Annotated in this window: 18 protein-coding genes; 3 read left to right on the top strand and 15 right to left on the bottom strand. The window is 44.5% G+C overall.

Translation table 11 applies throughout. The features are described from left to right. Positions 1-56: 56 nt before the first annotated feature. From yjfF to MKY23_RS12000, 4 genes are all read right to left on the bottom strand, one after another. Complete coding sequence (yjfF, locus tag MKY23_RS12015; protein ID WP_154886262.1) at positions 57-1,031, bottom strand: galactofuranose ABC transporter, permease protein YjfF; 975 nt, start codon at positions 1,029-1,031, stop codon at positions 57-59. Continuing rightward, positions 1,021-2,064 carry an ABC transporter permease gene (locus tag MKY23_RS12010; protein ID WP_154886263.1) on the bottom strand — a complete coding sequence of 348 codons (1,044 nt, stop codon included), beginning with the start codon at positions 2,062-2,064 and terminating at the stop codon, positions 1,021-1,023. The genes yjfF and MKY23_RS12010 overlap by 11 nt, the downstream gene beginning before the upstream one ends. 4 nt (positions 2,065-2,068) lie before the next feature. Continuing rightward, entirely contained in the window at positions 2,069-3,601 is a 1,533-nt protein-coding gene (locus MKY23_RS12005; RefSeq protein ID WP_312027657.1) for a sugar ABC transporter ATP-binding protein, read from the bottom strand. Positions 3,602-3,724: 123 nt separating this feature from the next. Continuing rightward, positions 3,725-4,750 (bottom strand): ABC transporter substrate-binding protein, encoded by a 1,026-nt coding sequence (locus MKY23_RS12000; protein ID WP_251503159.1) that lies wholly within the window; start codon positions 4,748-4,750, stop codon positions 3,725-3,727. A 298-nt stretch (positions 4,751-5,048) separates the two neighbouring features. On the opposite strand from MKY23_RS12000, the gene MKY23_RS11995 reads away from it, so the two are divergent. The 3 genes from MKY23_RS11995 to MKY23_RS11985 are packed head-to-tail and all read left to right on the top strand — an operon-like array spanning position 5,049 to position 9,407. After that, on the top strand, positions 5,049-6,809 hold the full coding sequence (locus MKY23_RS11995; protein WP_339838262.1) for a sensor histidine kinase: 1,761 nt from the start codon (positions 5,049-5,051) through the stop codon (positions 6,807-6,809). After that, a complete protein-coding gene (locus MKY23_RS11990; protein ID WP_339838259.1) occupies positions 6,806-8,404 on the top strand; it encodes a response regulator in 1,599 nt (532 codons plus the stop codon). Before MKY23_RS11995 ends, MKY23_RS11990 begins: the two co-directional genes overlap by 4 nt. Then, positions 8,397-9,407 (top strand): substrate-binding domain-containing protein, encoded by a 1,011-nt coding sequence (locus MKY23_RS11985; protein ID WP_339838257.1) that lies wholly within the window; start codon positions 8,397-8,399, stop codon positions 9,405-9,407. The genes MKY23_RS11990 and MKY23_RS11985 overlap by 8 nt, the downstream gene beginning before the upstream one ends. A gap of 92 nt (positions 9,408-9,499) precedes the next feature. Here MKY23_RS11985 and MKY23_RS11980 read toward each other — a convergent pair whose 3' ends face one another. The 11 genes from MKY23_RS11980 to MKY23_RS11930 all read right to left on the bottom strand — a co-directional run bounded on the left by MKY23_RS11980 (position 9,500) and on the right by MKY23_RS11930 (position 21,049). Continuing rightward, positions 9,500-10,579, bottom strand: coding sequence for a glycoside hydrolase family 88 protein (locus MKY23_RS11980; RefSeq protein WP_339838254.1), 1,080 nt, complete (start codon positions 10,577-10,579; stop codon positions 9,500-9,502). Positions 10,580-10,614: 35 nt separating this feature from the next. Then, the gene (locus MKY23_RS11975; protein WP_339838251.1) at positions 10,615-13,170 is read right to left on the bottom strand and encodes a hypothetical protein; all 2,556 of its coding nucleotides are present in this window, start codon (positions 13,168-13,170) and stop codon (positions 10,615-10,617) included. A gap of 5 nt (positions 13,171-13,175) precedes the next feature. Continuing rightward, positions 13,176-14,000: a carbohydrate ABC transporter permease gene (locus MKY23_RS11970; protein WP_154886269.1), complete on the bottom strand. Its 825-nt coding sequence runs from the start codon at positions 13,998-14,000 to the stop codon at positions 13,176-13,178. Next, positions 14,000-14,905 (bottom strand): sugar ABC transporter permease, encoded by a 906-nt coding sequence (locus MKY23_RS11965; protein ID WP_339838247.1) that lies wholly within the window; start codon positions 14,903-14,905, stop codon positions 14,000-14,002. Before MKY23_RS11965 ends, MKY23_RS11970 begins: the two co-directional genes overlap by 1 nt. Before the next feature lie 113 nt (positions 14,906-15,018). Further along, the gene (locus MKY23_RS11960) at positions 15,019-16,290 is read right to left on the bottom strand and encodes a sugar ABC transporter substrate-binding protein (RefSeq protein ID WP_339838244.1); all 1,272 of its coding nucleotides are present in this window, start codon (positions 16,288-16,290) and stop codon (positions 15,019-15,021) included. 22 nt (positions 16,291-16,312) lie between these two features. Further along, entirely contained in the window at positions 16,313-17,194 is an 882-nt protein-coding gene (locus MKY23_RS11955; protein WP_154983809.1) for an AraC family transcriptional regulator, read from the bottom strand. 597 nt (positions 17,195-17,791) lie between these two features. Further along, positions 17,792-18,244: a GNAT family N-acetyltransferase gene (locus MKY23_RS11950; RefSeq protein WP_339838239.1), complete on the bottom strand. Its 453-nt coding sequence runs from the start codon at positions 18,242-18,244 to the stop codon at positions 17,792-17,794. A 113-nt stretch (positions 18,245-18,357) separates the two neighbouring features. Continuing rightward, positions 18,358-19,203, bottom strand: coding sequence for a phosphotransferase (locus tag MKY23_RS11945; RefSeq protein WP_339838236.1), 846 nt, complete (start codon positions 19,201-19,203; stop codon positions 18,358-18,360). A gap of 52 nt (positions 19,204-19,255) precedes the next feature. After that, a complete protein-coding gene (locus tag MKY23_RS11940) occupies positions 19,256-19,777 on the bottom strand; it encodes a hypothetical protein (RefSeq protein WP_154983812.1) in 522 nt (173 codons plus the stop codon). A gap of 35 nt (positions 19,778-19,812) precedes the next feature. Beyond that, on the bottom strand, positions 19,813-20,199 hold the full coding sequence (locus tag MKY23_RS11935; protein ID WP_154983813.1) for a hypothetical protein: 387 nt from the start codon (positions 20,197-20,199) through the stop codon (positions 19,813-19,815). A gap of 25 nt (positions 20,200-20,224) precedes the next feature. Beyond that, on the bottom strand, positions 20,225-21,049 hold the full coding sequence (locus MKY23_RS11930) for a methyltransferase domain-containing protein (protein ID WP_154983814.1): 825 nt from the start codon (positions 21,047-21,049) through the stop codon (positions 20,225-20,227). Positions 21,050-21,054: the final 5 nt, after the last annotated feature.

The raw sequence follows: 21,054 nt of genomic DNA, 5'->3' as shown, positions 1-21,054 counted from the left end.
GTGCTTTTCTTAAATGTGTGTTGAGAAATTCAACTCGCCAATGGTTATAAAGTGGGTTAATGCAATGATTTGGCGGATACTCGCCGTTCACTGAGAAGTCGTTGGAATAAAATAAAGACAAACAGCATCAAACCGATCACAATTTTCGTCCACCAGGAGCTGAGCGTGCCTTCGAAACTAATTATAGTTTGGATAACCCCCTGGATCAATACACCAAGGAACGTGCCAGCTACGTAACCAACGCCACCCGTCAGCAATGTCCCCCCGATAACTACCGCTGCAATCGTATCCAGCTCCAGACCCATGGCGTGTAATCCATAACCCGACAACATATAGAATGTAAATACAACTCCTGCCAGTGCAGAGCAAAAACCACTGAAGGTATACACCAAAATTTTGGTGCGTGCTACAGGTAAACCCATCAGCATGGCCGATTGCTCACTTCCGCCAATGGCGTACACATTGCGTCCAAAACGGGTGTAGTGGGCAAGGAAGATGGCAAGCAATAAGACGATCAGAGCTATGATTACATTAACGGAAACGAAGCTGCCTCCAGGTAACGGAATCTTGGCTTGTGCAACGTCCGTATAGAACGAGTTGGTAATCGTAATGGTGTCGGTACTGATGACATAACAGAGTCCCCTTGCCAGAAACATACCGGCGAGTGTCACGATAAAGGGCTGAATTTTAAAATAATGAATGATGGCTCCCATCAATGTACCAAACACCGCACCCATTATGAGCACCATGGGAATGACCACGGTAGGCGACCAGCCTTGTTTTTCAACCAAACTCGCACTAATAATCGTGGTCAGTGCAATGACCGAACCGACGGACAGATCAATGCCGCCGGATACGATGACAAAGGTCATGCCAATCGCCGTCACAATGAGAAAAGCATTGTCAATCAACAGATTAAACAGTACTTGTGTGGAAAAGAAACCCGTGTAACGGAACGAGCCAATGGCAATCATAACAGCCAGTAAGCCAAAGGTGACCAGAACCGGGAGCAGCTTTCGATTAAGATACATGGCGATTCACCCCTTGTTCAGCTGGAAACTTCCGCTTTTTCAGGCGATCTGCCATGGTCTTGCGGAAAGCATCGGATTGGATTAGACATACGGCGAGCACAACAAAGGCTTTGACAACGAGTGTAACCTCAGGCGGTACACCAATCATGTAGATGGTTGTCGTTAAGGTCTGGATAATCAGCGCACCGACCACCGTACCCATCAGATAGAAACGTCCACCATTCAGTGAAGTTCCACCGATCACGACGGCTAGAATAGCGTCCAGCTCATACCACAGGCCGGCGTTATTGCCATCCGCACTGGATACGTTGGAGCTGAGAATCAGTCCGGCAATTCCGGCACAGAGACCACAGAACACGTACACGGCAAGGATGACCGTTTTGGAACGAATGCCAGCAAGTTGGCTCGCCCGTGCGTTATTCCCCACCGACTCAATAAACAGCCCCAGTGCTGTTTTTCTCGTGAGAAGTACAGCAATAAGCAGTACCGTCAGTACGATGAAAATTGAGAAAGGTAACGCCGCAAGTGAACCCGCGCCAATGTACTGATATTGTGCATTGGACACCGTTATAATCTGTCCGTCGGTGATTAGTTGCGCAACACCTCGGCCAGCCACCATAAGAATGAGCGTTGCAATAATGGGTTGGATTCGAGCTACGGATACCAGCGCTCCGTTCCACACACCAAGAACAAGCGAAAGACCAATCGATAACGCAAGTGCACTCAGAACAAGCCAAAGTGAACTTTGATCTGTTCCTTTGCTGATCGTCATGCAAGCCATTGCCCCCGAGATCGCAACAATCGAACCTACGGACAGATCAATACCGCCGGTTGCGATGACCAGTGTCATACCTATGGAGACCAGAATCAGCGGTGCGCCGAAATTAAGAATATCGATCAAACTGCCATATAGATTGCCTTCACGTATCACAAGCGAGAAAAAATCGGGTGAATAAATCAAGTTAAATAATAAAAGTAAACCGAGCATACATAACGGCCAAAACAAATGATGTTTTCGCATCCTGCTCATCATGACGTCAACCTCCTGCCATCGCTTTCATAATTTGCTGCTTATTGATCTCTTCTCCACTGAGCTCTTTTACTTTTTTCCGGTCTCGCAACACCGCTACCCGGTCGCTAACCCGAATCACTTCTTCCAGCTCCGACGAAATAAACAGAACACCCATGCCTTGCTTCGACAATGAGAGCACCAGCTTCTGTATTTCCGCCTTCGCCCCGATATCAATACCGCGTGTAGGCTCATCCAGGATCAACAGATCGGGATTCATCAATAACCAACGCGCAAGCAATACTTTCTGCTGATTGCCACCACTCAGGTTTTTGATCAGCTGCTCCGGATTTTTAGGATGAATATGCAACAGATTGATATATCTCTCCGCAAGCTCATCCTGCTTTTTGCGCGAAATAGGCTTCGACCAGCCCCGTGTCGCCTGATAGGCAAGAACGATATTCTCCCTGATCGTCAGATCGTCGATGATGCCTTCGGTTTTGCGATTCTCCGAGCAGAAGGCAATATGTTGGTCAATCGCATGCCGCGGTGACTTTACCGAGTTACCTGTATCTGCAACCGTCAGCTTGCCTTCGTCGGCACGATCTGCGCCAAAGATCAGACGAGCAATCTCCGTACGACCTGATCCGAGCAATCCAGCCAAACCCACAACTTCGCCCTTACGAATCGTTAAATCGAATGGGTCGATCGCTCCTTTTCGTCCCAATCCCGTTGCGGTAATCATAACCTCCCTTGCATCTGTCTCCACTTCTGTCTCTGACTTCCCTTCGATCGTTTGCTTAGGAAGATCCTCTAGTATTTCGAGTTCTTTACCAATCATCTTGAGTACGAGTTCCATACGTGGAAGCGATGCAGCAATGTATTCCCCTTCGAGTTCCCCGTTGCGGAGCACGGTCAGACGATCCGACATTTCGTACACTTGGTCAAGAAAATGCGTGACGAACAGAATCGCCAGTCCTTCGCTTTTCAACTTGCGCATAATCTGGAAGAGTTGCTGCACTTCATTTTTATCCAGACTGGAAGTGGGTTCATCTAAAATAAGGACTTTAGCCGAGATGCTAAGTGCTCTTGCAATGGCGATGAGTTGCTGTACCGCTACCGAATAAGACTGCAGAGGCGCTTTCACGTCGATGACCAGATTTAATCGTTCACGTAAAAGTTTCTCCGCATCCTGGTTCATCTGTTTCCAATTGATTCGGCCATACTTCATCGGCTCCCGCCCGATATAGATGTTCTCCGCTACCGTCAGATTCGGACAAAGATTCACTTCCTGATATACCGTACTAATCCCCGCTTTTTGAGCTTCTAGCGGCCCTGATATGGCAAGCGTTCGACTGTCCATCGTCACCGTGCCTTCGTCAATCGAGTATACCCCTGTCAATACTTTGATCAATGTTGATTTTCCCGCTCCATTCTCACCCATCAATGCATGAATCTCACCCGGAAACAGGCGAAAACTGACGTCAGAGAGTGCTTTAACGCCTGGAAAACGTTTGGTGATCCCCGTCATCTGCAGGATCGGTGCGTGATGATCCTCCACATCCATCTCTCCTTTATTGTAGAAGCCGTTCGCATTCGAACGGCCATCCGATTGGGATAGAAAAAAGTCATTTAGCGACAGTGAGGTCGAAAAATGACTTTTCGGTGTTAACCGCAGCTGCTTTTAATATTGCCGTGATGGCAGTGCTTCTTTGGCTTGCTCCGATGTAAAGGTCGTTTCTTCCGTGACGATACGCGGCTCAATCTCTTTGCCGTCCACCACAGCCTGAACCGCCTCCATCAACTGAGGTCCGAGCAGCGGATTACATTCCACGATGAAGTTGATCTTGCCATCTGCTGCAGCCTGCATACCGTCTTTCACCGCATCAACCGAGATAATGGTGATATCTACACCAGGTTTTAAACCCGCAGCTTCAATGGCCTGAATGGCCCCAAGTGCCATGTCGTCATTATGTGCATAGAGAACGTCGATTTTTTTATGAGCTTTGAGGAAAGCCTGCATAACCTCTTTCCCTTTGGCACGTGTAAAGTCGCCGGATTGGGACGCGATCACTTTCAGCTTGGCATTGGAACCAATGATCTCCATAAAACCTTCCTGGCGATCATTCGCTGGAGCAGAACCTGTTGTACCTTGCAGTTCAACAATATTGATCTCCTCTTGTGCATCTTTATACTTATCGCTCAGCCACTGGCCTGCTTTACGTCCTTCTTCTACAAAGTCGGAACCGATAAACGTCTTGTACAATGATTTATCCGGTGAATCTACGGCGCGATCCGTCAGAATGACCGGGATGCCCGCATCCTTTGCTTCTTTTAAGACCGTATCCCAACCAGACTCCACCACCGGAGAAAAAGCAATCACAGTCACCTTCTGCTGAATAAAGGAGCGCAAGGCTTTGATCTGATTTTCCTGTTTCTGCTGCGCGTCCGAGAATTTCAGATCATACCCGGCTTCTTTGGCTGAGTCCTGAATGGATTTGGTGTTGGCTGAACGCCAGCCGCTCTCCGCACCTACTTGAGAAAAACCAAGTGTAATCGTCTTGGAAGTCGCAGGTGCACTTCCGCTATCTCCTCCAGAACTCGCTTGATTTGTACCAGATGCCCCATTACCGCTGTTACACGCTGTACTTACAAGCATAACCATCGCCAGTGTGATGGCGAGTCCCCACTTTTTTTTGCTTCGCATCATGTGATCCTCCCTTTTTCAGTTCACCTTGTGTGGTGTGATCACATTATAAAACGCTTACATCATTTACTAACATGGAATGTGATGCGAATTTTATGTAATAATTTAGTAATTGTGGAGGACATGTCATATAAACGTGTAATTTTTTTAGTGAATGGTGTACTATTTTGCGATACGCTTTCATTGTTCAAATTCATGTTATAATAATGCTACCTTTAGATCCTGATTCCTTCAGATGGAGTGGAATACGTTGAAACTTGTTAGGTGGATAGCTTCAAGCCTCAGACTTAAATTACTCAGCATGTTTATCATCCTCAGTTCTGTACCGCTGATTATCGTTGGATTAATTTCGTACCACAAGTCATATACCGTTGTATCGAATCACAACAAAGCCTCCACCCAACTGGCTGCGGACCAGCTTGCCAGAAATATTGACATCATGTTTGAAGATACGGAGCGGCTACTAGAACTGGGCAAGAATCCACAAGTTCTACAGTATTTGTACGCACAATCCGAGTCGTATGGCGAAGCCAAGGCTATTTTACAGACCTACAATCTTTACCGTGAAACCTACAAATACGATAAGGTACTCAACATCTCATTTGTTAACTTCTATGGCAAAGGCATCAGCGAACGAAAAGGAGTATTCAAGCTGGAACGCAACCCGCTTCGCAATCCCTATTTTCAGTATCTGGTACAGTACCCAAACGCTATTTTGCGAATTCCTCATGCTGCACCTTATGCTGAATATAACCGTTTGGATGGATTCGCGTACCCAAAAGAGAATGCGCTTTCAATTATGACAACCGTCAAGGAACGCATTACACATGAAGTCATCGGCTTTATTGTGATTGATATGAATGATTCATTCATTGATGATTTTTTGACAACGACGAAAATTAAAGATTCCGGCTTCTTCTATATTAACGATCAATATGGGAAAACACTTTTCACACCGCCTGCGGGCGAGGCGTCTCTCGCCATCATCAACCAGATCAATTCCGTGCCTCTACACGCAGAGCAAGACAGCTTCAACTTGTCCGCAGGCTCGAAACCGCAGTTTGTCGTATATAGTACATCCAGGCAGACGGGATGGAAAATCATCGGAGCTGCGCCTTTTCAAGAAATTATTACGGAGGCCAATGGCATTCGCCAGCTAATTATCATCAGTGTTTTATTAAGCGCATTTTTTGCGATTTCTTTATATTTTTTCCTGAATAACAGACTCATTCATCCCATACAAATTCTCATGAACAAGATGCGTAAAGCGGCTAGCGGATATCTGGAGGTCAAAGTCACCCCTACCGGTTCGGACGAAATCGCGGATTTAGGGCAAAGCTTCAACATCATGCTGGAGAAAATTAAAACGCTGATTGACCAAAGCATCAAAGAAAATGAACAAGTCAAAATAGCCGAATTACGAACGTTGCAAGCGCAGATTAACCCGCATTTTCTATACAATACGCTGGAGTCCATCATCTGGATGGCTGAAGCCGAAAAAAAGGAAAGTGTGATCAAGCTGGTTCAGGCGCTCTCCAGGTTCTTTCGGTTGGGTCTGAACAAAGGCTTTGATTGGGTATCGATCCAAACAGAGCTTGAACATGCGCGCAATTATCTGGTAATTCAGCAGATGAGGTATCACGATATTTTGACATACGAAATCAAGGTCGAGCATGAGCTTCAAGAGTATCCCATTCTGAAAATGACACTACAACCTCTAATCGAAAACGCCATCTATCATGGCATCAAAAACAAACGGGGTCAAGGACTCATCTCGATTCAGGGATACTCGGACGATACAAGCATTGTGCTCACGGTGCGTGACAACGGCATTGGTATGAACACCGAACAACTGACACAGTTGAGAGAAAAATTAGATCAACCTGCTGGTTCCCGTTCTCCTCAAGAAAATGAGCAAGACGGCGGGTTTGGTCTGCTGAATGTGCATGATCGCATTCGTCTCTATTTTGGCCCATCCTATGGTGTTGAGATGGAGAGCACGTATATGGAAGGAAGTACATTTCAGATTCGCATCCCCAAAAGCAAGGAGGTTCAGCATTGAAAAAGGTAATGATTGTCGATGATGAGATCGGGATTCGGGAGAATATACGCAACAGCGTACAATGGGAAAAGGAAGGTTTTCACTACTGCGGAGATGCACCAGATGGAGAGCTGGCTTTACCCTTAATTGAAGAATGGGCACCTGATATTCTCATTACAGATATTAAAATGCCGTTTATGAACGGTTTAGAGCTGGCCTCTATCATCCGTGCGCAAAAACCTCATATCAAGATCATTATTATGAGCGGACATGATGAGTTCAGTTATGCTCAGGAGGCAATCCGGCTTGGCGTTACTGAATATTGTCTTAAACCCGTCAGTGCAACAGAACTTCTTCAGATATTGCATGAAGTCAGCCAGAAGATGGATGAAGAAGAACAACGACTGACCAGTCTTACGATGACCAAAGAAAAATTGCTCGCCGATCTGTGCGGGGGGCTCATCGGTACATCGGATGCCATCGATTCTGCCAAAAAGCTCTCACTATCTCTTTCTGCCAAATTCTACACCATTGTCATTATGGATATCAGACCCCATGATGATTCTCAAAATTCGGAGTTATTATTAAATAAAACACTTCGGATTCTGGAGGAATGCTGTAGCGTTGATGTGGAACTTCTCTCTTACATTCGTAGCCGGACGGAACGGGTGCTGTTGCTTAAATCCAGCTCCGAAAACCGTATTATGGCTTATCTGGAACAACTTCGAGGACAGATTCGTCTCGATCTGGAGCAACAGTTCAACTGCAGTGTCGTTATTGGCATTGGAAGTCATCAGGAACGCCTGCAAGGCATTCATGTTTCCTATCTGGAAGCGGATGAAGACAAATATATCACGCGTTTGACGCAGCAAAACAAAGCCTCGTTACGAGAGATTCACCTGGATGAGAAAATGAATATTTTGTTAGATCGCAGTCGATTTCTTGAATTTCTCAAGATTGGTGACCCCCATCTACGTGACAGCTTTGTACAAGAATTTGCAGCTCCATTACAGTCGATGGACTGGAATTCTTCGTCGTATGGCGTTTATTTGTTAAACGATCTTACTCTTGAATCCTTCCGTATCGCGAATCAAATCTTTCGTATGGGCGCTGACCCGGACGAAAACATTCGGAGCTTGCAACAGATGATTCGGGGAATTACAAGCTGGGAAGCCTGTACCCGATACTTGTGTGATCTGCTCGATCAATTATGGCAGCGAAGAGCAGCATCTTCTGGCAAATACAGTGATGTCATTGATCAGGTCAAAGCGTATGTGTCTGGGCAATACAATAACGAGCAGGTTTCCTTGAAGAGTATCTCAGCACATGTGCGTATTAGCCCAAGCCATCTCAGTAAAATTTTCAGCCAGGAAACCGGTCAGACCATAACGGAATACTTAACCCAAGTGAGAATCGGCAAAGCCAAAGAACTGCTGAAAACAACGAGCAACAAGACATTTGAGATTGCATTCAAGGTTGGATATAACGATCCACACTATTTTTCAAATATATTCAAAAAGACAACCGGATTTACGCCCAAGGAATATCGCACACGGGGGGCCGTGGTACCCGATGAATCATCTGTGGACATGAGAAAAGAGCCGATGTATGAGTAAGCTCCAAAGTGCTGGCTGGTTCTTGTTGTTAATCTTGCTTGCATCATCGATAACCTCTTGCACGAGAGCCCCTTCGAGTTCAACGATCCATTCGGATTCAGGTGATTCACATCCCAAAAATCAGGAAGTAAGCCAATATGTTGCTACAGCTGAGGAAGCATCCGCGTCCAAAAACAAAACCTTCGGAATCATCTATCCGATGACCTATCCGACATATGAGATGATCACAATGGATGCTACACAATCTGCTGAAAAACATCATGTGACGCTTACCGTCAACGCGCCAGACGAAGCAAGTACCGAACAGCAAATACGCATTCTGGAAAATATGATCAAACAACATGTTGACGGAATTGCCATCGCTCCTATTGATATTGCCGCGCTTACACCGGTCATTCATAAAGCTACGGCAGCAGGTATTCCGGTGATTACATTTGAATCGGATGCACCTTCCAGCGATCGAATGGCGTATGTTGGAGCGGATAATTATCTAACGGGCCGACAGTTTGCTCAGACCACAGCCAGGCTCCTGAATAATGAAGGCATGATTCTAGTCGAAAGTGGTATGGAAGAGATGGTTGGTCTACAGCAACGTCTGGACGGATTCATTGATTATATTCGTAATGACACTGACATCGAAATTTTGGAAGTCAGATACAATCAAGGCAATGAAGATCGAGCGGTCAACGATATTGAATCCATGATTGATGCACACCCCCATTTTAATGCAGTGGTGGGGCTGGATTTTGTATCCGTTTCCGCCTCTACCCTTGTTTGGAAAGCCAAAGGCTTGAACCGGCATCTAATCGCTTTCGGTGGCAATTCAATTAGTGAAAAAGGACTGTCAAATGGGCAGATATCAACCGTGATTTCGCAAAATGAGCAGGTATGGGGAACAAAAATTATTGAGACGCTGCTGCGTGCAAGCGAGGAACTTCCTGTTGAGAATTTTATTAATACCGGGATAAAGGAAATCAACCAAACTATACTTCCATCTGAATAGTAACGAATTGAAATCACCCTATAGAAATAGCCTTTCAGAGGGCTTCGCTATAGGGTGAAATTTTATCGAATCATGTAGAGAGTATTATCTTTTTAAGACACTTCTGCAACGACTGAAGACCGCAAGCCCTCAATGAGGATAAATAACGTCAACGCTTGTCCATAGCCCATCGGACTAATCGGTATTTCTTTATAAAACTGGGCATCATGCCCTACAGGTGTTCCATAAGATACTTGCTGTACGACTCCGGTTTCATCAATATGCTGCAACACGGCTTCAAGCGCCCTCATCCCCGTATCAAGATAGGATTCATCCAGGTAGCCGTACCGGATTCCCTTGAGAATTCCGTATCCAAACGCCGCCGTTGCGGACGTTTCTTTATAGGAGTCTGGATCATCCAGTACCGTATGCCACATGCCATCCTCATGCTGCAGCTTGCTAAGTGCTCTGACTTGCGCAGTCGCTGTATCCAGCAGATAAGCCTTGAGCCCATCTTCAATGGGAATGATATTTAGAAAATCCATCACTCCGGCCGTATACCATGCATTTCCTCTTCCCCAATGAACAGCACCATAGTTATGGTTTTCATTGAAATCCCAGCCGTGATAGAATAATCCGGTTTGTTTATTGTACAGATATTTAATATGCACAAGGAATTGCCGCTTGGCTTCTTCCACATAGGCTTGTTTCTTAAAGTGCACTCCGGCTTTGGCCAAAAACAACACCGTCATAAAAAGGGTATCAATCAGAATCTGTCCGTCATTTGCATCTCCCGTGATCATATGCTGAAACGCACCATCTCCGGTCCGTAGCAGTTCATCCATAATCCAGCTGCTCCATTCTTCACAGACACGTTCGTACTCATTGTTTCCGGTCAGCTGGCTTAGTGTCATTAAAGTAAGCAACGGTGCACAGGTATTCACATTTTTCTCGGGTAGTCCCTCCATCAGCCTGGCATCATACCAGGATTCAAGAAAACGAAGCACTTCAGCATCGTTGGTTGCTTCATAGAGCTGAAGGAGACCGTAAAGTCCGACCCCTTGAGGCCATTCCCATAGATGAATGTCGATCAGTCCAATGGGAAACTGTTCGTTGATGCTTGTGTTTTTCATCGATTTCATCGCACCTGATACCTTGCTTATTTTCTCCATAAGCATATCTTGATTCAGCATGATTGTTTCACTCCCCAGATTTTATTGCACACGATTCAACGTTTGATGTTATCTAGATGCAACTGTCCCATAACACCATGACCTGCATGTACGATTTCCTCTCTTTGGACAAATAAAGGTTTGTTCATTCCCCACTGAACGGAACCGTATATCGGATCGGTCAGGCTAAGCGTCAGAGAAGTACTGTCGAATTGCGGGCTGGAAGAACGAACTTGGTCTATAAAATGGCTAAATGATCCGAATTGCGATTCATTGCCTGCTCTGATAATCCAGGCATTACGCAATCCGGGGGAAACAAGCTCACGCTCTCTGGTCACTCCGTTCTTCTCCATGCTCGTTCCATTGGCTGCATATAGAGCCACATACCCTTTATTCAGACAGCCAAAATACCAATTCTCATGTTTCTCCCATGTCGTGAAAAATGACGTAGGAAAATAAGCATGTGTCCAATCCGAAGTATGCGTTGCCGGAATATCAAACATCATCAAAGCGATCGCTTCATGCTGAACAACGTCAGGCAAAATACCATTTCCAGCCCAGAAACAAGGTCTACCATCCCCATGTTTGTATATCTCTGCGGGATGATTCACCCATACCTGCGCCTCTGGCGACAGGGACAGATGGTTAACATGCTCCTGATAACCTGATTTTCCAGGTCTAAAGTTTATAATGGAAGATAAAGCGTACTCCGCTGTTCGATAATGATAGAGTTTGGCATACCCTCCCTTGCCCTGCTGATTGGTAAACGTTAACTGTTCATTTTCCTCAAGCAATAGATGTTCCTGATAAGCCGCAGGAGGGATATAATCGGATAAACTCAGAGCCACGTTACTAATCGAATAATTGTTCACATGACCTACACCATAACCGATCCAGCACATTGACGTTGTCCCCGCGGCATAACTCCCCAGCAATTCCTTCTCGTAGCTACGCCCAAACGTGGTGGACATTACCCCTTGATGCATCTGAATCGTAATATAATAAAATAACAAATCCATTGCTTTTTTCGCTTGCTCTCTAAGTTGTTCATTCTGAGCAAACTCGTAAATATGCAAGAGTCCAACGGCATCAATGGGAATGTACGCACTAGAATTCCATTCAGCCAATCCTTCTTCCATAAAACGCTCAAACCATAAAGCAAGCCTCTGCTCTGCCTTCTGACGATGTACTGCACCGGATTCACCACTATTCGTGAACATTTCTTCCCCAAACATTTGCCCCGCTAACAGTTCATTCGTATGGAACAACAAAGCATGATTCTCACTGAAAAACCACATCACATCATCGCCAGGTTCATCGATCCAATACCGATAATTCAGGATACTTGCTTTTACCCGCTCCCAGAATGCTTCACTGAACAACCCGCTATCTCGTTCATCTCTCCATAGCCGGAACAACCCTACGAGATAAAAATCACTACAATCCTTCCGCTCTTCAATGCCCTCCACACCTTCTAACAACATGGTCTCCGCGTCTTGCACATTGCCATTTGTTTTTAGCATAGCGATCGCTGTGTGAATGTTTGAGCTACCCTTCTCGGCAATACACTTCAGAGCCAGCAATTTGCGGGCTTCAATATCCTTGGCTTGTTGAGCAGCCTCATCATATCGGGTATCGTAGGATTGGCAGCCAAACTTTTTGGTGAGCACTACGTTTGAAACCGAAAGGGTCAGCGTGAAATAGACGTAATGATGTCCAATTTCATTGGTATGTCCCAGAACCAGATCCGCTTCCTTCTCGGCGATCTGTATCGTCTTATTTTCGGTGCCATCAAAGAAATTGCCATACTCAACACGTACCTCTCTGACGATATCTGGCAAGGAAAGCGGAAGCTTCAGTTTAATCTGTTCGCCTTTAAAAATATCCGAAGGAAAGTAAGCTTGTTCCAGAGCACGCTCGGCGGATCGCACAGGCTCTACCAAATGGGAAGCAATAGGCAACGAAACTTGCAATTCTTCTTTTCCAAGGTATTCTAAGGCAAAAGCATACATCGTATCTCGTTCAGCCAGATCCTCCCAGCAGGCATAAATCTCATTGATTCCGGCTACAAGATCGGCTTGAATCACGATTTCCTGCTCCTTGTTACGAACAAGTGGCGTAAAATCCGTGACCTGTTCTCCATTGATCCACAGTGTCAGGCTTCCATACGTTTTGATTCGGAATGACGCCTTATGAGCGGTTGGAGAGACCAGACGTGTCGCGGCATAGCTACGTAGATGAGTGGGTACAAACCAGAAACCTGATTTCTCTACTCGCGGATTACCCCAGGGAGAATAAATCTCCCATGGCTTTTCAACCTGTTCTCCACGAAATCGATCTCCCGGACTCGGGAACTCACTCCATTGATCGAAAAATCGGGATACAGGCTGTGATCTTCTATGTTCAACAAACTCCTGCCTGCACGGGTTTTCGTGAATAGCAAATCCATCGATAAGCCAATCATTAATATCTCCCTCCATCGTTGTTGGAACAAACGCAACAGGCTCCGTATATATACCATTGATCAACCAATGATTGATCACTTGATCTCCGCCTAGTTTCATCGGCTTGTAATTTAAAGTTTCCGTCCCGCCCTGGGTGGATTCTATCATTTAACTCATCCTTTCATCCCTGAAGTAATCATACCGCTGACAAAATAACGCTGGAAAACCATAAATACAATTAAGACCGGAAGCATCGTAATAACGGACATCGCAAGCAGGCTTCCCCAATCGACATTGTATTCCCCAATAAAATTAGAGAGCGCCAGCTGAATGGTGTATTTGGATGGATCACTGATTGCAATTAACGGCCATACGAAATCATCCCATCTCCACATAAAAGAAAAGATCGCAAGTACAGCCAGAATGGGCTTGGCTATCGGAAGAATAATGCTCCAGTAAATTTTCCATTCGCCAGCTCCATCCATACGAGCCGCTTCTAACAACTCATCCGGTACGGTCAGCAAATATTGCCGCATAAGGAACACACCTGTCGGCGTTGCTGCAGGCGGAATGATGATGGCAAGCAGGCTGTTATATAAACCAAGTGCACTTAGCACTTTGAAGATTGGGATCATAATGACCTCAATCGGGATCATAAGTGTTGAGATAAAAGCAATAAGTATAATGGAGCTTCCACGGAAGCGATATTTTGCGAGTGCAAACCCTGCCATGGAATTGATCAATAACAGCAATAACGTTGAAGATATCGTGACGATCGTGCTATTCATAAAATACAAGCCAAAATCACCTTTTTTGAATGCCGCCTTAAAATGTTCGAAGGTCACTGGATCTGGCCACAATTTAGGAGGAAAGCTGTATAGATCGCTATTGGTTTTCAGAGCAGAGATCACAACCCATAGTACAGGCAGGAGCCATAACACTGCAGCCACACTCAATATACTGTAGATTGCAATTTTGGCCATAGGTTTCATCACCATCAGACAGCTCCTCCTTTCGATAAGCGGAATTGAAGCGCCGAGAAACCGCCAATAAGTATAAACAAAATAACGGACATGGCACTGGCCAGACCTAATTCCTGCCTGTTAAATCCAATCTCATAAATGTATTGAACAATAAAGGTCGTCTCTTTACCTGGCCCACCGCCTGTAAGCGCAAACATAAGTGGGAAGGCTTTAAACGCGTCAATCAGACAAAGCATAACCACGAGTAAACTTGTCGGCTTCAGTAGTGGTAAGGTAATATAACGAAAAACTTTGGTGCCCGTTGCTCCATCCAAGCGAGCGGCCTCATAATAATCTGTGGGTATAGCTTGTAACCCCGCAATAAAAATGACCATGAAAAATCCTGCTCGTGACCATACCGTCGCTACAATAACGGCCGTATTGGCCCAGAAAGATGAAGTTAGAAAGCCTACGGGTTCTGCACCTGCCATCGTTAACAGATGATTCAGAATGCCGAAAGAATCTCCGAAAATCCACTTCCAGGTTAAACCTACAATGATAAAGGAAATCATGGTCGGCCAGTAAAAGATAGCTCTGAAGAAACCGCGCATCCGAATCTCACGCGCTAGCAACAACGCAATGCCTAAAGCCGTTGCATAAATTAACGGAACAACAATGACAGCATAAACGCCTGTTCGTCCTATGGTTGACCAGAACTCCTGATCCGTCAGAATCTTCATATAATTGTCCAGCCCATTAAACTTCATCGGATTCAACCCATCATAGACATGGAATGAATAGTACAGCCCCAATAAAGAGGGAAAGACAATAAATGTACTAAAGATCAGGAGATTCGGAAGTATGAACAGATACGGAGCAATAACGAGTTTCCTGTTCTGTTTGGTCAATGTTTTATGATTTGTTCGCTGTGCTTCACTCATCTGCGTGCCCCTTCCTTATAAATTAAACGAAAGGGAGGCCTAACTGGAATCGCTAAGCCCCCGGTTGTGATGAACATTTGGCTTTACGTTTAACTTTGTGTTTGGTTTAGACCTTATTGACTGGCAATGGCTTCATTGATCTGCTTAGCCATCTGATCCAATGCATCCTGCGGGGTTGCTTTATCGGATAACACGTCCATAATATGATTTTTCAAATCCGTAGAAATCTTGGATATAAGCGTTTGTCTGGACCAATCATTCGCTGCAAGCGGCGAACTGTTTTTCAGTTCATCCGAGAAAACTTCAAACATCTCCTTGCCAAATTCATAATTCAGTGTGGAACTGTCCTTCCTTGGACTCATGAACAAGGACTCCTGATTATATTTGGAATTCACTTCCTTGGACGTCAAATATTCAATAAACTTTGCAGCTTCCTCTTCCTGTCCGCTGCCCTTAAAGGCCATAAGGAACTTCCCTCCGGGTACGGAAGAACGCTGCGTTCCTTTTGGCATGTAGGTGACACCCCATTCGAAGTCGGTAATATCCTTATAATTGCTAATCATCCAGTTGCCAGCCCAGTGCGCCGCTACCGTTCCGGAACGGAACAAGTTGTTCGGATTTTCTCCACCCAGCCATACCGATTCAGGCATGATACCCTCTTGATGAAGCTGTTTGAACATCTCCATGGAGCGAATTCCAGCTTCACTGTTAATCGCCGCAGCACTGCCATCCTCTGTCAAGATGCTTCCGCCATTCTGGTACAACAGCGTAGACCACCGGTGGGGAGTGACATCCCAAACCATGCCATACCGTGCTCCGCCTTTGTCCATCACCTGCTTTAATGCAGCGATATATTCATCCCAAGTCCATACTTCATCTGGAGAAGTTGGCACCTTGACACCGGCTTTATCAAACAAGGTTTTGTTATAAATCAATCCATTTGCTGTAACATCCATCGGTGCGGCTACCAGTTTGTTATCCATAACATAGTAAGGTTTAAGCGAGTCGATAAATTGATCTTGGAATTGTTCCGCATTCTGTACATAAGGGGTAAGATCAACAGCCTGATTGGCAAAAGACCCCGTATCCGTCACCCGGCTCAAGGCTGGTGGTTTACCTCCGGATAACATCGTTTTCAACTTGGTTTGAATATCCTTGAAGCCGACTTCAATCAGATTGATTTTTACGTTAGTATTACTTTGCTCGTATTCCTTAATGACCTCCTTGATGACTTCTCCTTCTTTCCCATCAGAGAACCATAAGAAATCAAGAGATTTTTGTTTCCCATTAGCGTTGTTACCTGCATCTCCACAAGCACTCAGCAGGATGAGCACCGCTGTCAGTAACGCGCTGATGCTCATCTTAAACCATGTTTTTCTTGTCATTTTAACCTCTCCTTAAGAAGAATTAATGATTTTGGGATACATGAAGCAATTCGTTTTTACGGAACAACTGTGGAGAAACACCGACGTATTGTTTGAATGCTCTGCTGAAATACACAGGCGTATTGAAGCCTAATGTCTCGGATATAGACAAAATCGGTGCATCGGTAGATAGCAACAGCTTTTTGGCCTCTGCCACCCTTTTTCGTATGACATAATTGCTGATCGTATATCCCGTTGTTTCTTTAAAAGAATGACAAATATAATATTTATTCAAATGTAGCGTTTTGGACAGTTCATCCAGCGAAACGTTCTCCGCATAATTTTGGTTCAAATAATGAAGAACCCGGCTCACACTGGACTGCTTCTGTGAGGAAATCAGAATCGGATCGACAGATTGCTCCGTAGTCATTTTTCGATAAATCCGCAGTAGCAACTGAGTAAGAATCAATTTAACCATCGTTTTGCATCCCGCACTTCGGGCATCCATCTCCTCTTTAATCCCTTTAAATGTACTTGAGATGTATTCACGCTCCTCCGGGGACCAATGTACCAATAAACCGTCGGGGTGACGGAAAATAGACATCAGATTTTCTAATTGACTAAGTTCGAGCATATCTAATAGCAATATTTCCGTAAAATTAACAAAACTTCGCTTGTACACAATCTCTCTCGAAGGATTAATTCGATGAGGAACTCCACCTCTGAAAATAAACATATCCCCGGGCTTCGGCTTATAGATTCGATCACCGATTAAGAAGGTTGCATCCCCTTGGATGAAATAATGAATCTCATACCCGTTATGTGTATGAATGGGCCATTCATCCTGAAAATTGTCAGCTTCTGAGCGCACATAAACTTCATTTTCCTGCAATGCCATATTCGTCGGGGTGTGTATAGTTAACATCAATAAAGATCTCCCTTCTCTGAATACAAATAGCAATATAGTTTAATCATTTGTAATGATAGCGCTTTACAATGAATTGTATCACAGATATTTCGAACTAATATGAACTATATTGCTGTATTGTTGATCACAATTGTTGCAAATGATTCCAAAGGATCTCAACCATCTAAATGCTGGAAATAAAAAACACGCCATAGCTCTTAGTCTACGACGTGGTTGATCAACCATTATTGAATATTACCTCCCGGTTTGTTTCCTGATGTTATCCTTCTTTATTAATTTATCAATAATCAGACCCAATGCTGTCCAAAAGAGTAGATGTAATCCACAAATGAGAGGTTTAAACAAGTACGTTGTCTCCGGGTTCATATTGATGCCTGTTAGCCAGCGGTTTAATAGTGGATTGAATGGATTCGTTAAATATATCAAAATGTTTTTATCGTCATTGCCCGTTAGGTTATTGAAACATACCAGTAATGAGAAAAGGACTAACCAAAAGGTCAGCCTTTTGAATATGTTCATCTTCGTCTGTCCCTCCTCTCCAAACAAGTTGAGGCTCATCAGCTCAATCCATCATAAAGACGTTATTCAAACCCTTTATATGCCAAATTTCAGAGCTCGAACAACCTCACCATCGATAAGTTGCTCACTGATCCGCTGAAAACCAAGAGATTCGTATAAGGCGCCGGCAACGTGATTATCAGGCCTATGTCCAATTAGAATGCGTTTGCAGTTTAGTGTCTTTTGCATCCTTTGAATCAAAGCACGAAGCGCTTCTTTTCCATATCCTCTACCCTGATATTTACTATCAATCATCACAGCAGGCAGCCAATAATCACCCTCGTCATGCTCTTGATCGGAGTATACTGCAAAACCTACCAGATCTAAGTCCTTGTAGATGGCCATGGGTTGAAAGTCAGTGACAAACCTGGACTCAGCTAACCAATATACCACGGGTGCAGGGAACGCCTTTTTCTGTTCTTCACTTACCTGTAATTGAGTACAAGCAAACCAATCATCCATCGAAACCGGTCTCACCTGAATAGTCATTTAAAAATCCTCCTAATGGTTTTCTTCGTTTTCTAATGCATATATTCAACTGTTTACTCATACTGCATCACTCCTTTCACATAGGCTTAGGTATTTCGGTTTGATTCATCTCGCTATTCATTTACACTAAAGTTCGTATGAAGCGTCCATTCTAATCTTCGCAACCATTCCTTCTGTACATCCGGGTGGGCATTCTTGATGCGGTTCATAATCTGTATTACTTTGGATGTGGCGTAAGATCGGATTAAATCATGTGATATTTTGATATTTGTATGTTCTGTATATGTACTTAAGAAGGCTCCTGACAGTTTCTTCGCCATATCAGGATAATGTAAATGCACAAACCAGACAACCCATGCCACATCAAATAACGGGTTCCCCCAGCCTGCCCACTCCCAATCCAAAATGAACAAGGAATCGTTACCAAACATTACATTATGAGGTCCATAATCCCCGTGGATCAGAGTTTGTTCCCCATGATCAGGAGTGCTTAACACTTCATTTGCCATGCTCATGATTCCGGTGGGGATGAACTCAAGTCCATCCACAGCAACAGCGGATTTCATGATAACAGGCAACTCTGTGTCTTTATTGTCTCGTTTGACGGAGTGCACCTCTTTGGCAAGATATTTACCCAGTTGCTCATACATTCTCCTGCCTTGTTCAAGTCCATCTTGATCCAAAATCGTCTGTGCATTTACGCCCGGGACATAGTCCATCATTACAAATAGCCGTTCATCCTGTTCAAAAAAATCATACACTCGCGGAGTCACCCCAGAATGAGTTAACAGCCTCAGTGCATTTATTTCTGTCTTTGCATCTGCGTTGTTCACATCATAGATTTTGGCAACCCTCTTCATGTCAGTTTCCTCAAGTAAGAGGGTCATATTCGTATAACCGCCAGTTAATTCGAAGATTTTTACATTGGGGAATCGATTTAACAAGATGTCATGTATCATTTTAGGATTCCTTCTTTCTTATTTCCATTAAGTGCTATTCACTATTGCATGCTTAAATCTGATCTCCGATCTCGACAAGAGTAGGACTATGTTTAGTCAGTTCAGGGAACTCAAAAGATTTGTTAGCCACCATTACTTCCCGAACACCTCCTAAACCTTCCGACTTCCAGATCGAATAAATATATTTGGAAAAGGCATATCCATTCAAGACGTACCCGCTATCTTGTAGCTGTCTGAACAATTTCGCACTTTCTTCAGACTGTTCAATATCCGCTAGAATACAAGCCAGATTGTTTAGCGCAATGTGAATATCTCTCTGTGATATTCTGCTCGAATTCACATCTTCCCAACTGCCGACAACTTCTTCTTTTTTCATTGGCTCTAAGGAAGCCCAATCGATGTGATCTATTAAATGCATCGTTTCATGCATAAGTAAATCTACTTCTTTTTCATTCCTGGAGTGATACAAATAAGCTAGACGCTGTTTGTTGTATGTAATTCGGGCGAAAAGAAGATTGTCCCACTGCTGATCTTCTTCAATAAGCCGTTTCATATGTTCTAAGACTTCCGGCATCTCGCTGTATCTCTCTAATGCCCAGAACGTACCGCTTAAGGCCGGTGGCTCTCAAAACGAACGGCGCGATTGGAATCCAATCTTGGCGCATGATCACAAGCATATCGATACCAGTCAATCCAATGATTTAAGTAATTCCCTAGAGACAACGACAAAGCCTGTGTAGAATCAGAAACGACCCAATGGTACTGTTCAGGGGGGAGAATCTGCTTCCCCCATTCGAAAAATGCCAAATGATTGGCATAAAGTGGCTCCGGATCTCTTAAAAGGGCATAACCATCTGAAATATTCCAGTATACCCAGCCTCGTTCATTCACAGCTAGTTCGCCGGATTGTTCATATTCTTTCAATAAGTTGATCATCCCCTGATGGTCGCCTCGAGCGACTGTTTCCTGAAAAGCATGAACGATATTCTTCCTCATCTTCATCCTCCGTCCCTCATAGCCCTTACAATGGCTTCGTGCCGCAAGCAGTAATAAAATTCATCATGGCATAGGCTTCTGGTGATTGATTTATAGCTTCGAAAGCTCGCTCTAACTGGGCAAACTCCTCCCGGCTAATGATACTCTTCTCAACAAAATGTACAAAACGCTGGAGATTGAATTGTTGCTTGAAACCCTCCATCCCGATGATGTCACTGTGTTGAACAACCGCATCGATGTCAACATCAATGTATCCACTCTCAGAGAGGAGCCGCGGCAAACTTCTTCCAATTAACCGATTCCCACCATGTTGGGCTACATAGCCCGCGATTTTCATTAATACGGTATATAGCGCCGGTATATCTGGATTCACTGCGCCAAAAACACCATCGTCAACATCAATAATGGCCAGCCGGCCACCAGGCTTGAGCACACGATAAATTTCTTGCGCAGCTTCGATCGGATTGTTCAGGTGAAGAAAGATCAGCCTAGCCACCACAAAATCAAATGAATTATCCGGCAGGTCCATCTGATAAATGGAAGATTCCACAAATTGCAGTCGCTCCGAAGAAACGTCCTTCAGCCGTTCTTTGGCTTGCGCTTGTAACGTACGATCTATCTCAAGCGAGGTAATCTCGCTGCCCGGTAGACTGTTCAATAATTGTTCCGTGATGTAGCCGGGTCCGCTTCCGACCTCTAATACACGCATTCCATTTTCCAGCCCATACCACGCCAGATTACGAAATTCTTTGGACCATCCCATGCCGGCTTGCATCTTTAACCTCTCTAATTCAGCTTCGAAACTTAATACTGCGGTTTGGATATTGTAAGTTGAACGCGGGTCAGTCATATTCC

The organism is Paenibacillus sp. FSL R7-0272, from assembly GCF_037969905.1.
Taxonomy (GTDB): Bacteria; Bacillota; Bacilli; order Paenibacillales; family Paenibacillaceae; genus Paenibacillus; species Paenibacillus polysaccharolyticus.
This window is presented reverse-complemented; position numbering and strand designations above follow the sequence as displayed.